The following is a 14,189-nucleotide window of genomic DNA, read 5'->3' as shown; positions in this document are numbered from 1 at the left end:
TCCCTACAGGGCCGCCCTTGGCCGCTTTGACTTTTCCGATGTCGCGGCCAGATTAAGGCTGAACGGCGTTAATAAATAATTTTGCGCGGCCTGGATTATCGCCTCGACATGATCCCCGTCCAGCTGTCGCATCAGCCGCTGGATATAAGGATCCTGGCTATCACCAGGCAGATAATCGTCACCAAGCCATGCATACAACAGTTTGTCCCGTGCCGGGCGCTGGCGTTCTTCGCTCCAGTCGATTCCGCCTTTGTCACGGTCAAAACAATAATCAAGCCATGCGCCGCCTGAACGGTGCAATAACAACAACGGGGAATCCATACCCTGAACATAACCCGATACCAGCCTAAGTAAAAATGATTTTGCCCTCTCCGGAGATAAAGGTGCAAATCGCCATTCCCCCTTGGTGCCGAACATCCGGCTCTCGCCCACACCGCCCATGGCACACCAGACCAGGTGCTCCAGCCATAAAGACAACCCGTCCTTCATGGACAAAACGCCGGGGCGCCAGCGCAGTAAACCGTCGTTTTGCACCTGGGAGAGCCAACCGCTTAATTCAATCTCCCCCAGCATAAGGCGCACTTCCTGACTTGGCGCCTCCTCGCGGCGATGTTCACGCACGGTCTCGGCCAGCCGGGCCATTTCGTCGCACTGCCTGGTCCAATAAAGCTCGCCGAACGCGCCGTAGGGCAGATAACCGGCTGCACGGACCTTGCGGTATAGCTGCCGGGGGTCTTCGTCGGCAATCAGGGTATTCAGTAACTGACCGTTGAGCTGATAACGCGTCAGGCCCTCGATGACAAAGGGTTCGTCGGCGGAAAGTTCCCGCTCTTCAAGATGGAAATAGACCCCCAGGCGCTGCTGAAAAAAGGCGCGCACCGGATGGCTGTAAAAGCGTTTAAGGTCGTCGAAGGACAGCATCGTAATGGGCCGGTTCACCAGCGGCCGGCTAAACTCGGGGTGGGGCGTGCCGCCGGCGCTGGCGGCGGGCAGCCATTCCGCGGCATAACTTTGCAATTCGGCTCCGGCGATAAAGTTTTCCGCCGCGAACGGCATCCTCGTATGCCATTGATAAAGATGTTCCCGTATACGTTCGGCGCTGGTATCCACATCAGCGTCTTCATCCCCGGGCAGATAAAAACTTTGGGCGATATAATCGGTGAGTTCGCTCACCAGCACCGAAGGATAGCGCGGGGTATTGTCCTGAATGGAGCGACCGATAAAGCTGATATAAAAACGCCGCTGCGCTGAGAGCATGGCCTCCAGGAACAGGTAACGATCGTCGTCGCGGCGGCTGCGATCGCCGCGCCTGGGCTGCCTTGCCATGAGATCAAACCCCATGGGCGGCAGCGAGCGGGGATAGACGCCGTCATTCATGCCCAGCAGGCAGACTACTTTGAAGGGGATGGAACGCATCGGCATCAGGGTACAAAAATTGATGGTACCGGCTAAAAACCGCTGGCTGACACGCTCTTGATCCAGGCGCGCGGATAACTCGTCCCGCAGCAGGGTTACGGCGACAGGTCGACCAAGTCCGGCCTGCAAACCGAACTGCACAATTTGTTGCCATTGGCTTTCAAGCAGCGCCAGGGCAACCTCGGCTTCGGGATCCGGCAGGAAAAAATCGGTTATCAAGGCCCGGCAACAGGGCAGCCAATCCTCAAGCATCCGCGGCTGGCTCAAGATGTCGCGCCAGCGCCTGAGCTGTGCCAGCAGCTCCGCCAGGTGGCCCACCAGTTCGGCAATCAATCCGCTGGATTCATCATAGGGCAATATTCCGTGCCAATCGCCGCTATGGCTGTCCATGGCATAACCGAGCAACATGCGCGCCAGGCCGAACTGCCAGGTATGCTGGCCGGTGGCGGGCAGCATCAGTTCGCGGATATTCTCGTCGTCCAGCCCCCAGCGGATGCCCGATTCGTCCACCCATTGCCTGAGCAGCTTCCGGTCATCTTCATTGATGGAGAAACGGGCGGCCAGGGCCGGGACTTCCAGCAGCGCCAGTACCTGTTCAGCGGCAAAACGGCTGCGGGGCAATTCCAGCAGGGTGAGGAACGCCGGCAGCGCCGGATGAATCTGCCGCGCCCGCCGGTCGGAAATGGCGAACGGCAGATGGCGCCCGGTGCCGATATTGCCGAACACCGCCTGGATTGCCGGGGTATAACGATCGATGTCCGCCACCATCACGATAATGTCTCGCGGCGAGAGTTCCCCATCGGCGCTCATCATGGCCAGCAGTTGGTCATGCAAGACTTCCACCTCCCGTTGCGGGCTGTGGCAAACATGCAGGCTCAAGGTCCGGTCATCGGTCGCCAGCAGGCGTTTTCCCCGGCTGTTCCCTAGCGTCTCGGCGCTCATCCCCACCACGCTATGGTCTTCAAGCTCAAGGATATCCCGCTGTAACAGGGATAACAGCCGGTTGTCGGCGGGGTCGACAAACGCATCCACTTCCTGTGTATTGTCAAGCTGAGCGAGCAGGTAAAGATTATCCCGCCCAAGTTTTCCCCATGAGGCCAGCAGCGGATTACCCACGGCCTGCTCGCCTTCATCGTTAAACAGGCTGCCGGCCTGCTCGGGACGACGGAAAATATTTTTATCCAGCCGGTCCTGATAGTGGCCGCGCGTGCGGTTTTGCAGCCTGGCCAGAAAAGTCCGATCGCGGATGTCGCCCCAGTAATACCGACAGGGGTTGGTGAATAACAGATGAACATCGATATGGCGCCCCAGCGCCTGCAAGGCCTGGAGATAGGTGGGCGGCAGCGCGGATATACCGCAGATGAACACGCGCGGCGGTAACCCCGGCGGGCAGTGTTCCGTTTGTTCCAGTGCCTGAATGAAGCGCTGGTACAAATTGGCCCGGTGCCAGGGGGATTGCTGCGCACGTTCGGTATACTCAACCAATGCCAGCCAGAGCGGGGCCTGCCACTCCTGTTCTTCACCCAGTCCCGTCACCCGTTCGCCCCGTTGCCATATTTCCAGCCAGTCGGGGCGGAACACCAAATACTGATCGTAGAGATCCGCCAGCCTGGCGGCGAATTGATGGCATTTGCGCTGGTCATCATCGTCTTCAAGATATCGGCAAATCACCTCAAAGCCGGGCTGCTTGCAGAGCTGCGGCAACAGCGCCATCAATTTCCAGGTCATGGCGTCTTTGGAAAAAGCGCTCTGGGCCGGAATATCCGGCAGTACGCGGGTAAACATTTGCCAGATAAAACTGGCCGGTAGCGGAAATTCGATATTGGCGGCAATGCCGAAACGCGCCGCCAGTTCCATTTGCAGCCATTGGGCCATCCCGGTGCTTTGCACCAGGATCACTTCCGGCTGGAAAGGATCCGGTAGCGGCTGGCCTTCAATCAAGGCAGCGGCCAGGGACTTAAGCAAATCCAGCTGATTTGAGTGGTAAATTCTAAACATGCCGCTCCTCCGAGCCTACCCTGCCGCTTCCCGCTATTCATGGGGACACTTTAACTGGATTGGCGCTGAAAACAAGCTGTCATCAGCGGCCATGGGCCGCAACATTCCCGTCGCTTTCCCGGCAGAACCATTCGCTGAGCGTCACACCGCGCCCCGACGGGATCCGAACTTCGACGGTTACACGTCGGCATGCCGGTCCACGGGGCAGCTCTCTCCTATGCAATCGCCAGCCGGGAGGCAGGTCCAATGAAAAATTCATCCCTTCAAGGCGGTAAAGCTCCAGCCCCTGATGAGCGAAGGTCAACGCCTGCTGACGCCGAACCAGTCCGTCCTGGCTTTGCTTGAGCGCCTGCAGATAGTCCATCAAGGCCAAGGCAATCATGGAAAACAGCAGCACCGTCACCATTGCTTCCGCCATGCCCAGGCCCCGCTCATCGCCGTTATGCATAAACTGTCTCCTTTCCCATCGATACAACGCCCCCGGGATGTTCGGCCGGGCATATTCAGCCAGGGTAAAAATCCAGCCAGCCGTTGGCCAGCGGCGTCAGCATGCAGTTTCGCCGTTCCATGTCCGTCCCCCCGGGTGCCACTTTCATTCTGTCTAGCGCCACCCGTCGATACAGGTTTATTTCTCCGAGTACACGCGCATCGTCAAGAGCGCCGCTTTGTGCATGCAGCACCCAACCGACCGTCGGACGCGGCGCGCAAAGGCAGGCCCTGAATGCTTCTCCTTCGGGGCGGCGGCACTCGCCGTCCTCCCCCCGCCAGGGTATGGTCATTGCCCAGGACAGCGCGGATTCAGCCCGATGGAATGCTTCAAGATAACGCTGCTCGTCATGCATCAGGGCCACCGAGGCATCCAAAAAACGCTGCCAGCCCAGCATGGCTGACAGTCCGATAGCCAGCAGAATCGGCAGAACCGCCAGTGCCCCGCCGCCTTGTTCACCAGTCGGGGTCATCCGTTGCGCCCCACCATGATCCGGCTGGAACGATGCCTGATTGCCGGTGCGCTTCGCGCAGCGCCGGTCAGGGTTACCCGATAGGCATTGTCCGCCACCGCGTCAAACCGCACCTGCTTTATGACCCATAAGCGGGGATCGTGCATGTTTACCCAACCCGGGCCGTCGCAGTGCGTTACGCCGCGCTGCGTCTCCAGCGCCCCACGCCGCAACCGGTAGCCGAAGGTTTCGTTTACCAGCACGCCCCCCACGGTTGCCCCCGAGGAGGGCAAAAAGGCGTAAGTCACCAGCAGGCAAGAGTGTGGCCTCTCGCCGCGCCGCTGGCTGAGGGTAACCGCCGGACGTCCGCAGGATGGCGAACATAACCCGGCCCGCCGCAGATCTTTTTCAAGCAACAACAGACTGTGGTCAAGTTGCCGGACCAGCCGCAGGTGCTGAATACCGCCATAACACTGCCCATACATCAGCGGTAACAGCCGCATTGCGGATAGCAGCACCAGGCTGACTATCGCCATGCCACACAAGGTTTCCGCTAGGCTGAAACCTGATTGTCCGATTTTTAACATGGGGGAATTCCCCCAAAGCGCCCCTTGACGCTGCACAAACGCAGCCGCCCGGTTCCCGAGACAATGATTTTGATGCTTCCGGCCGGATTGCTGATCGCCACGTGCGCAGGCGTGGCGGTATTGTGCAGCCCCCTGAAGGTGAGATAGCCCGGTGACGACACCTCCAGGCGGATATCGACCAGCGGCGGCCGGAACCGAAACCTTTCATCCGGACGGGAGTGACAGACAGCGGTAAGCTCCGCATCGGCGCCGGTTTTTATCCCGATTCGGCAGCTGTGATTATTACGCACCGCATGCAGTTGCCAACGCGATAAAAAATCCGCTATCTGTTGCCCCGCCTCGGACAACCGGGACTGGTGACGATAGTGTTGCCAGGAGAAACCGCCGGTAAGCGCTATCAATGCCACCAGCGACAGCACCAGCATCATTTCAATCAGGGTATAACCCTGCTGCGAGGGAATAGGTTTTTTCATACCGCAAAGCGTAACGTGAACCCGCCCGGTCACGCCATGGGGTTAATTCCAGGGAGCAAAGCAGCGCGCAAACAAACGAGGAAGTGAAGGTAAAACGACAAAAAAATGCGAGGAATATTGCAATTATAGAGGCTGTCCCACCGGGCTGACAACGTGCACCAGCCGGGACAGGATGCTAGATCGTAAACACGCCATGAATACGTCCTTGTAGGCTCGATCCACGCCATCCCTGGCGTGGACGGTTTACTCCCCTATCATCCTGCCCCGCCTCATTGACTCCGAGCATATTTGTAGCAGTCGGGCCAGCGGACTATATCTCCGATCACACCGCCACCGGCGCCTTGATGGCGGGATAAGGATCGTAACCCTGGATATCGAAATCCTCGAAGCGATAATCAAACAGCGATGCCGGCTTGCGTTTAATCACCAGCGTCGGCAAAGGGCGCGGCTCGCGGGTCAATTGCAAATCCGCCTGTTCCAGATGGTTGCTGTACAGATGGGTATCGCCGCCGGTCCAGACAAAATCGCCCACCTTCAGACTGCATTGCTGCGCCACCATATGCAGCAACAGCGCATAGCTGGCGATATTAAACGGCAGACCGAGAAAAATATCGCAGGAGCGCTGGTAAAGCTGGCAGGAAAGCGTGCCGTCGGCGACATAAAACTGGAACAGCGCATGGCAGGGAGCCAGCTTCATCTGGTCCAGTTCCCCGACATTCCAGGCGGAAACGATGATACGCCGCGAGTCCGGATCCTGGCGCAGTTGCTCAAGCACCCGGCTTAGCTGATCGATTTGGCGACCGTCCGCCGCGCCCCAGGCGCGCCACTGTTTACCGTAAACCGGACCGAGATTGCCATCCCCATCGGCCCATTCGTCCCAGATGGAAACGTTATGGTCATGGAGATAACCGACATGGGTATCGCCGTTAAGGAACCACAGCAGCTCATAAATAATCGATCGAAGATGGCACCGCTTGGTGGTCACCAATGGAAAACCTTGCTGCAAATTAAAGCGCATCTGGTGGCCGAAAATCGACAGCGTGCCGGTACCGGTACGATCCGCTTTCGGCGTGCCTTGTTCACGTACCTGCCTCATCAATTCCAAATACTGTTTCATGTAACCTCAGGACAATTGCTGCTGCGGGCGACGGCGATAGGCCCAGATAACCATAATCACACCGGCAATAATCATCGGCAACGACAGAATCTGCCCCATGCTGATGGCATCGTCGAACAGCCCCAGCTGTGCATCGGGCTGGCGAAAGAATTCCACAATAATGCGAAACGCGCCATAACAGATGAGAAACAGACCCGATACGCTGCCCAACGGGCGCGGTTTGCGGATAAAAAAGTTAAGGATGATAAACAGCACCACCCCCTCCAGCAATAATTCGTAGAGCTGCGAGGGATGACGGGGCAATACGCCGTAGCGATCGAAGATCGACTGCCATTCAGGATGAAACGGCAACAGAGCCAAATCCTCGTCACGAGATCCGGGGAACAACATGGCCCAGGGAGTGTCGGTGGTAACCCTGCCCCAGAGTTCGCCGTTGATAAAGTTGCCCAGCCGGCCTGCGCCCAGGCCGAAGGGAACCATCGGCGCGATAAAATCCGATACCTGGAAGAAATGGCGTTTGGTGCGATGGGCAAACCACAGCATGACGCAAATGACCCCAATCAGGCCGCCATGGAATGACATGCCGCCGTCCCATACCTTGAAGAGGTAAAGCGGATTGGCAAGAAACAGCGGCAGGTTATAAAACAGCACATAACCGATGCGGCCGCCGAGGAATACCCCTAGGAAACCGGCGTATAGCAGGTTTTCCACTTCATCCTTTTTCCAGCCGCTGCCGGGACGGTTAGCGCGGCGCACCGCCAGCCACATGGCAAAAACGAAGCCAATCAGGTACATGAGACCGTACCAATGAAGGGAAACCGGACCCACGGAGAAAATCACCGGATCAAACTGAGGAAAAGCCAGATAATTCGTTGTCATTCATCACCAGAACTGAGTTTATTTCAGGGCATATCATAGCATAGGGGGTACATTTTTCGCGGCGGACCGGCGGTAAATTTACCCGTCGATGATATACGTTGTTCTATAGCGGTTACGCCTAGCGGCCGCCGCGAATCAGACCACCCAGTCCGCGACGTTCCAAAAATGCCGACACCTGATGGCGTACGTCAATGGCGTTATGCGCCGCCAGCACCCGTTCCGCCAGCAGTTCGGCATCGCCGAGCTCCACGCTGCGCAGCAGGTATTTAATTCTGGCCACGGTGCGACCGTTCATACTCAGGGAACGATAACCCATGCCGGTGAGCAGCAATGCCCCCATGGGATCGCCCGCCATCTCCCCGCACAGGCTGCAATCCAGGCCGAGCCGTCCGCATTCGACAATAATTTTCTGCAATACCTGCAGCATCGCCGGATGCAGGCTGTCATACATCGCCGCCACCCGGGTATTATTACGATCCACCGCCAGCAGATATTGGGTCAGGTCGTTGGTGCCCACCGAAATAAAATCCACCCGATTCACCAGGGCAGATAGCATAAACACCATGGCGGGCACTTCAATCATCACGCCCACCCGCAGGGGCGGCAACGCATAACCCAACATCTCCTCCACTTCGCGGCCGGCCCTGTCGATCATCCGCCGGGCCTCGTCGATTTCGTCCACGCTGGTAATCATCGGCAGCAGTATGCTCAGGTTGCCGGTGGCCGCATTGGCGCGCAGCATGGCCCGCACCTGGATCAGGAAAATTTCCGGCTGGTCCAGGGTAATACGGATTCCGCGCCAACCGAGACACGGATTCTCTTCATTGATGGGGGCCATATAAGGCAGCTGTTTGTCCGATCCCACATCCAGTGTGCGCAGCGTGACGGATTTGGTGGGAAACAGCTGCAACATGCCCTGGTATTGGGCCACCTGCTCGTCTTCCGACGGAAAGCCGCTTTGCAGCATGAACGGAATTTCGGTGCGATAGAGCCCGACGCCGTCCACCCGGTCGCCCAGCCGCTGCTCATGTTCGGCGCTTAAACCGGCATTCAACATGATTTGAATCCGCTCGCCGCTTTTTAGCCGCGCCGGCTGTTCCACATCATCTTCCGCCAGGCGGCTGAGCTCTTTTTCTTCGCTGATGAGGCGCTGATATTCCTGAACCAGTACCGGTTCCGGATCCACCAGCAGCTCGCCGCGATAACCATCCACCACCAGCAGTCGCTGGTTTAGCAGCATGGGCTGGATATCCGCTCCCATCACCGTCGGGATGCCCATGGCGCGGACCAATATGGCGGCATGGGAATTGGCCGCGCCGTCGCGCACCACGACGCCGACCATTTTACTTTGCGGCACTTCCGCCAGCAGCGTGGCGCTCAGCTCGTCGGCCACCAGCACAAAACGGGACGGCCACTGGGTCACGCGCTGGGTACTGTCGTCCAGGTGGAACAACAGCCGTTGCCCCAGCGCGCGTAAATCGCCGGCCCGCTCGCGCATGTAACTGTCGTTAAGCTGGGAAAATTGTTCAGCAAATTGTTCGATGACGCATTTCACCGCCCATTCCGCCACCGCGCCGGCATCGATTTGCGCAAACAACTCGCGCTTGAGACGGGCATCGTTAAGCAAATGGGAATAAAGATCGAAGATGGCCGCGCTGTCTTGTTGGGCGCTGGCGTTAAAACGTTTGCTGAAACGGCGAAATTCAGCCGCCGCCTCGCCGAGGGCGGAGGTCAGCCGCTCCCGTTCCAGGGCGCTGTCCAGGGACGATGCCGGATAGACCTGATCCAGCGAGGGCTGGCTGGTATCCACCCAGCCCTGGGCGATGGCCACCCCCGGCGCTGCCGCCAGGGCGCGGATGCGTGTCTGGCGATACTGGCCGAAGAGGGCGTTCAGCTGCGATTGCGAAAGAATGCCGGCCATTTGCGTGGCCAGCGTCACCATAAAGGACTCTTCGCTTTCATCAAACTGGCGATGTTCACGCTGCTGCACCACCAGCACGCCCAGCAGTTGGCGACGGTGGATAATCGGTACGCCGAGGAAGGAACGAAAACGCTCCTCTTTAACGGCGGGAATGTATTGGAAGCTGGGATGGGTATGGGCATCGGCCAGGTTGATAGGTTCCGCCAGCCGTCCCACCAGTCCGACGATCCCTTGATCGAACGCCAGCGTGATGGTGCGCCCGCGCGGTTTTTGCAAACCGCGCGTAGCCATAAGGTAGTAGCAGCGACGATCGTTGTCCGCCAGATAAACCGAGCAAACCTCGGTATTCATCGCCAGACAGGTTTCATTAACCAGGATATCCAGCGTATCCGACAAACGCGGCGCGGCGGCAACCTTCTCAACGATTTCTCGTAAACGCGTGAGCATATTCTGCGTAGCTCAACCCCTCTTCCGTCGATAAGCAGGGCAAGACCGTTGCGGAGCGCCTTCCTGCAACGGCATGACAATGGTGGAGAATTCTTTCATGACACGGCGGTAAACGTCCCGCTTAAACGAAACCACCTGGCGGACCGGGTACCAGAAGCTGACCCAGCGCCAGCCGTCAAACTCAGGGGTGCCCCCGCGCTGCATATTGATATCGGCGTCCTGGCACATGATCTGCAGCAAAAACCATTTTTGTTTTTGACCGATACAGACCGGTTTCGTGTCCCAGCGGACCAGGCGTTTAGGCAGTTTATAACGCAGCCAGTTCCGGGTGGCGGCCAGTATGCGCACATCCTTGCGGCTCAATCCCACCTCTTCGAACAATTCACGATACATAGCCTGCTCAGCGGTCTCGCCGGCATTTATGCCGCCCTGAGGGAATTGCCATGAGTGTTGTCCGTAGCGCCGGGCCCACAAGACCTGTCCATCACGATTACAGATTACAATACCAACATTCGGGCGGTAGCCATCATCATCGATCACCGGACTACCTCGATTACTTATAGTGCAAACATGTCTTGATTGTTTCACATCCCCTCAATAGGGTAAACCACTGCTTTTCAGTAATGTCCGGCCTTAATCCCGGTTTTAACGGGATTAAGCGCCCAGGTTATTAACAGTTACGCTGCGCCGCCGACGGCTTTATGCACTTTTTCTGTGGATAGTACTGTGCAGAACGCTGAATTAGTGGGGGAAAACTTTTGGCCGGAAGCGGACGAAGCAGATTCGCGGCAGCGAAATACCTTTCGATTTCATGCAGCTAGGGATCGTATCCCATCATGCTGAGATCCTTAAGGATCTCGTGGCGTGGATCGGGTAGCTAATAAGGCTAAAAAACAGACAATGCTGGTTTTATCCACAATTTGATGCATAAATGTCTGCCAAATCGGAACAAACCAGCTATAAAACCGGTCGTCAAGCCTGTAAATAGCTACAGTAGTGGATTTTTGTTAAGGTTATCCCATAGATCTGTGGATAACATGGTGTAAGATCCTGTTCATTGTTACCCTCTACTGGTGTACAACCCTGTCGCCTATAGGGCAAAAGTTAAAAGTAAGGAAAAAAATAATAGGAAAATCATGCTATTATTACTTACCCGGTTTTGTATGATCATTTAAATACGAACATTGGTTATGACAGCCTAGTTTTTAAACACCATGCGGATAACACAACGATGACCCTGCCGTTGATTTCAACCCTCGTTACGCCGCCGGGCAATGAAGTGGAATTATTGGCCCGCGCCAGTGCCTTGGCGGGCTATACTTTAGGCGAACTGGCAGCCCACGCCGGCCTGGTACTGCCCGCCAATCTCAAGCGGGACAAAGGCTGGATCGGCGTGCTGCTGGAGCGTTATCTCGGCGCCAGCGCCGGCAGCAAACCTGAACAGGACTTTGCCGATATCGGCGTTGAACTCAAGACCATCCCGGTGGACAGTGCGGGACGACCGCTGGAAACCACTTTTGTCTGCGTCGCGCCCCTCACCGGCAACAGTGGCGTTACCTGGGAAACCAGCCATGTGCGCTATAAACTGGCGCGGGTGTTGTGGATACCTGTGGAAGGCAGCCGGGAAATACCGCTGGCCGCGCGCCGGGTCGGTACGCCTTTGCTGTGGAGCCCCGATGCACAGGAAGAGCTGCGACTGCGGCAAGATTGGGAGGAACTGATGGATCTCATCGTATTGGGTCAGGTGGAAAAAATCACCGCCCGCCACGGCGAAGTCCTGCAGTTGCGGCCAAAGGCCGCCAATAGTCGGGCCCTTACCGCCGCCATCGGCGAGTTCGGGCAGCCGATCATGACGCTGCCACGGGGTTTTTACCTGAAGAAAACCTTCACCGGCCCATTGCTGGCCAGGCATTTCCTGATTTGAACAGCAGGCTCTTGCCCGTGGGTATTCAGTGTTGTTTATACCCATCATCTACCAACTTGCAGCCGTGCTGGCTTGGTTTCCCGGCTCATTCATGAGCCTCGCCTCTTCGGGGCCGCTGCAACTTGAAATCTATTGGGTATATACTATTTGTTTAATATTCGTTTAGGTTGTTAACATTATATGTTTGATTGGATCCTGGACCCCGACGCGTGGTTGGCGCTGGGCACCCTGACTATCTTGGAAATCGTCCTTGGTATTGATAATATCATTTTCCTTTCTCTGGTGGTTGCCAAGCTTCCCGCCGCCCAGCAAAACAAAGCGCGCGGCATGGGGCTGTTTGGCGCAATGTTAATGCGGCTGTGCCTGCTGGCATCCATTTCCTGGGTGATCCGTTTAACTCATCCCCTATTCACCGTTTTCGATAACGCCATTTCCATCCGGGATGTGATTTTAATGCTCGGCGGGGTGTTCCTGATTTGGAAATCCAGCAAGGAAATCCACCAGTCGCTGGAGGGCGGAGATGAGGAACAAGACAGCCGCGTCACCTCCTTTCTCGGCGCCATCGTACAAATTATGCTGTTGGACATCATTTTTAGCCTGGATTCGGTGATAACCGCGGTGGGTTTGTCCAATCATCTGTTCATCATGATGTTGGCGGTGGTGATCTCCGTGGGGGTGATGCTGTATGCCGCCCGACCCATCGGCGAGTTTGTCGCCCGGCATCCTTCCGTGAAAATGCTGGCCCTGTCGTTTCTGATACTGATTGGCTTTACGCTGATTTTGGAAAGCGTTGATGTTCATGTGCCCAAGGGATACATTTATTTCGCGATGTTTTTTTCAATGGCGGTGGAAGCGCTCAATCTCGCCAGAAGCAAAAAAACCAACCCCGCCCATCGCTCCGGTTCGGATCTTGAGGGATGACGCTGTTCAAGGAATGCTGATGTTTTGATGCGGACGGGGCCGTTTTGATGACTTTCGCCCTGTCTGAAAACCAGTCTGAAAATGGGCTTGGCAGCGGATGGAGTGTCGGCGCTTTGCTAAACTTAGGGTCAATCCCAACGCTCAATGGATGGAAATCACAATGAAAAAAAGCATCATGATTTGTTCGGCGATTCTCCTGGCGGGTTTTCTGTCGGGGTGTGCCAGTGATTATGTTATGGCCACCAAAGACGGTCGGATGATTCTGACCAAGGGGAAACCCGAAGTAGATAAAACCACCGGGATGATCAGCTATACCGATGAGCAAGGCAATGAAATGCAAATCAACGGTAATGACGTGTCGCAAATGATCCAGCGTTAATACCGCCCGTGGCGATTTATACCCGTCGGCCCGGCCGTTTTTGCTTTTCCCCGCGGCCTGGCTTGGTTATAGTCGATTAAATCGGAGGAAGATTAACGCCTGCTCTTTTCAGACACTAAGGAACCAGCCTCAATGTATTATCACCGTATCCCCCACAGTTCTCTTGAAGTCAGCGTTCTGGGCTTGGGCACCATGACCTTTGGTGAACAGAACACGGAGGCCCAGGCCCATGAGCAACTGGATCATGCCGTCGCCGCGGGTGTCAACCTGATCGACACGGCTGAAATGTATCCGGTTCCACCCCGGCCTGAAACCCAGGGCCTGACGGAGACCTATATCGGCAATTGGCTGCACAGACACGGCCAACGGGAAAAAATCATCCTGGCCACCAAGGTCACCGGCCCGTCCCGTGGCAACGACGCCGGTATCCGGCCACAGCAAATTCTCGATCGCAAAAATATCCGCATTGCGCTGGATGACAGCCTGAAGCGGCTGCGAACCGATTATGTCGATCTTTATCAGGTGCATTGGCCGCAGCGGGCCACCAATTGTTTCGGTAAACTGAATTACCAGTACACCGATGAAAAGCTGGCGGTGACCATCCTGGAAACACTGGAAGCGTTGAATGAGCAGGTGCGGGCCGGAAAGATCCGCTATCTCGGCATTTCCAACGAGACCCCTTGGGGGGCCATGCGTTATCTGCAGTTGGCGGAAAAACACGATCTCCCGCGCATCGTTACGGTGCAAAATCCCTACAGCCTGCTCAATCGCAGTTTTGAAGTGGGCATGGCGGAAATCAGCCAGTTTGAGGGGCTGGAGCTGCTGGCCTATTCCTGCCTGGCGTTCGGCACTCTGACCGGTAAATATCTTAACGGCGCGAAGCCCGCCGGCGCGCGCAATACCCTGTTCAGCCGTTTCACCCGTTATAGTTCGCCGCATACCCAGCGGGCAATCGCCGAATACGTCGCTTTGGCGGGACGTTTTGGCCTGGACCCGGCGCAAATGGCCCTGGCGTTCGTGCGCCGGCAGCCCTTTGTGGCATCAACCCTTCTCGGGGCCTCGACCCTGGATCAGCTAAAAAGCAATCTTGCCAGCCTGACGCTGACGCTGGACGATGAAATCATCAGCGCATTGGAAGAAATTCATCAACGCTTCACCATTCCCGCGCCGTAAACCCGCAGCCCGGTGG

13 protein-coding genes are annotated in these 14,189 nt (G+C 56.7%); 4 read left to right on the top strand and 9 right to left on the bottom strand.

The genetic code is table 11. The features are described from left to right. Nucleotides 1-3 precede the first annotated feature (3 nt). From recC to rppH, 9 genes are all read right to left on the bottom strand, one after another. The gene (gene recC, locus HB631_RS21210) at nt 4-3,414 is read right to left on the bottom strand and encodes an exodeoxyribonuclease V subunit gamma (RefSeq protein WP_213993170.1); all 3,411 of its coding nucleotides are present in this window, start codon (nt 3,412-3,414) and stop codon (nt 4-6) included. Nucleotides 3,415-3,496: 82 nt separating this feature from the next. After that, nucleotides 3,497-3,862 carry a prepilin-type N-terminal cleavage/methylation domain-containing protein gene (locus HB631_RS21205; RefSeq protein WP_213993169.1) on the bottom strand — a complete coding sequence of 122 codons (366 nt, stop codon included), beginning with the start codon at nt 3,860-3,862 and terminating at the stop codon, nt 3,497-3,499. A gap of 55 nt (nt 3,863-3,917) precedes the next feature. Beyond that, nucleotides 3,918-4,373, bottom strand: coding sequence for a DUF2509 family protein (locus HB631_RS21200; protein ID WP_213993168.1), 456 nt, complete (start codon nt 4,371-4,373; stop codon nt 3,918-3,920). After that, nucleotides 4,370-4,939 (bottom strand): prepilin-type N-terminal cleavage/methylation domain-containing protein, encoded by a 570-nt coding sequence (locus HB631_RS21195; protein WP_213993167.1) that lies wholly within the window; start codon nt 4,937-4,939, stop codon nt 4,370-4,372. Before HB631_RS21195 ends, HB631_RS21200 begins: the two co-directional genes overlap by 4 nt. Next, nucleotides 4,933-5,412, bottom strand: coding sequence for a prepilin-type N-terminal cleavage/methylation domain-containing protein (locus HB631_RS21190; protein ID WP_213993166.1), 480 nt, complete (start codon nt 5,410-5,412; stop codon nt 4,933-4,935). The genes HB631_RS21195 and HB631_RS21190 overlap by 7 nt, the downstream gene beginning before the upstream one ends. Nucleotides 5,413-5,734: 322 nt before the next feature. Further along, nucleotides 5,735-6,529 (bottom strand): thymidylate synthase, encoded by a 795-nt coding sequence (gene thyA, locus HB631_RS21185; protein ID WP_213993165.1) that lies wholly within the window; start codon nt 6,527-6,529, stop codon nt 5,735-5,737. A gap of 6 nt (nt 6,530-6,535) precedes the next feature. Then, on the bottom strand, nt 6,536-7,408 hold the full coding sequence (gene lgt / locus HB631_RS21180) for a prolipoprotein diacylglyceryl transferase (RefSeq protein ID WP_213993164.1): 873 nt from the start codon (nt 7,406-7,408) through the stop codon (nt 6,536-6,538). Nucleotides 7,409-7,526: 118 nt separating this feature from the next. Then, nucleotides 7,527-9,776 (bottom strand): phosphoenolpyruvate--protein phosphotransferase, encoded by a 2,250-nt coding sequence (gene ptsP / locus HB631_RS21175; protein WP_213993163.1) that lies wholly within the window; start codon nt 9,774-9,776, stop codon nt 7,527-7,529. Nucleotides 9,777-9,788: 12 nt separating this feature from the next. Next, nucleotides 9,789-10,316, bottom strand: a complete 528-nt coding sequence (gene rppH / locus HB631_RS21170) for an RNA pyrophosphohydrolase (protein ID WP_213993162.1) — start codon at nt 10,314-10,316, stop codon at nt 9,789-9,791. A 691-nt stretch (nt 10,317-11,007) separates the two neighbouring features. Here rppH and mutH point away from each other — a divergent pair. The 4 genes from mutH (at nt 11,008) to HB631_RS21150 (ending at nt 14,173) form a co-directional block, all read left to right on the top strand. Then, nucleotides 11,008-11,700, top strand: a complete 693-nt coding sequence (mutH, locus tag HB631_RS21165) for a DNA mismatch repair endonuclease MutH (RefSeq protein ID WP_213993161.1) — start codon at nt 11,008-11,010, stop codon at nt 11,698-11,700. A 180-nt stretch (nt 11,701-11,880) separates the two neighbouring features. Then, a complete protein-coding gene (locus HB631_RS21160; RefSeq protein ID WP_213993160.1) occupies nt 11,881-12,621 on the top strand; it encodes a TerC family protein in 741 nt (246 codons plus the stop codon). Nucleotides 12,622-12,781: 160 nt separating this feature from the next. Beyond that, nucleotides 12,782-13,000, top strand: a complete 219-nt coding sequence (locus tag HB631_RS21155) for a YgdI/YgdR family lipoprotein (protein ID WP_213993159.1) — start codon at nt 12,782-12,784, stop codon at nt 12,998-13,000. Nucleotides 13,001-13,132: 132 nt separating this feature from the next. Further along, nucleotides 13,133-14,173, top strand: coding sequence for an NADP(H)-dependent aldo-keto reductase (locus tag HB631_RS21150; RefSeq protein ID WP_213993158.1), 1,041 nt, complete (start codon nt 13,133-13,135; stop codon nt 14,171-14,173). Nucleotides 14,174-14,189: the final 16 nt, after the last annotated feature.

Origin of the sequence: Sodalis sp. dw_96 (assembly GCF_018449575.1) — a bacterium.
GTDB lineage: Bacteria > Pseudomonadota > Gammaproteobacteria > Enterobacterales > Enterobacteriaceae > Acerihabitans.
The sequence above is the reverse complement of the archived record's forward strand: the minus strand, read 5'-3'. Positions and strand labels throughout refer to the sequence as shown.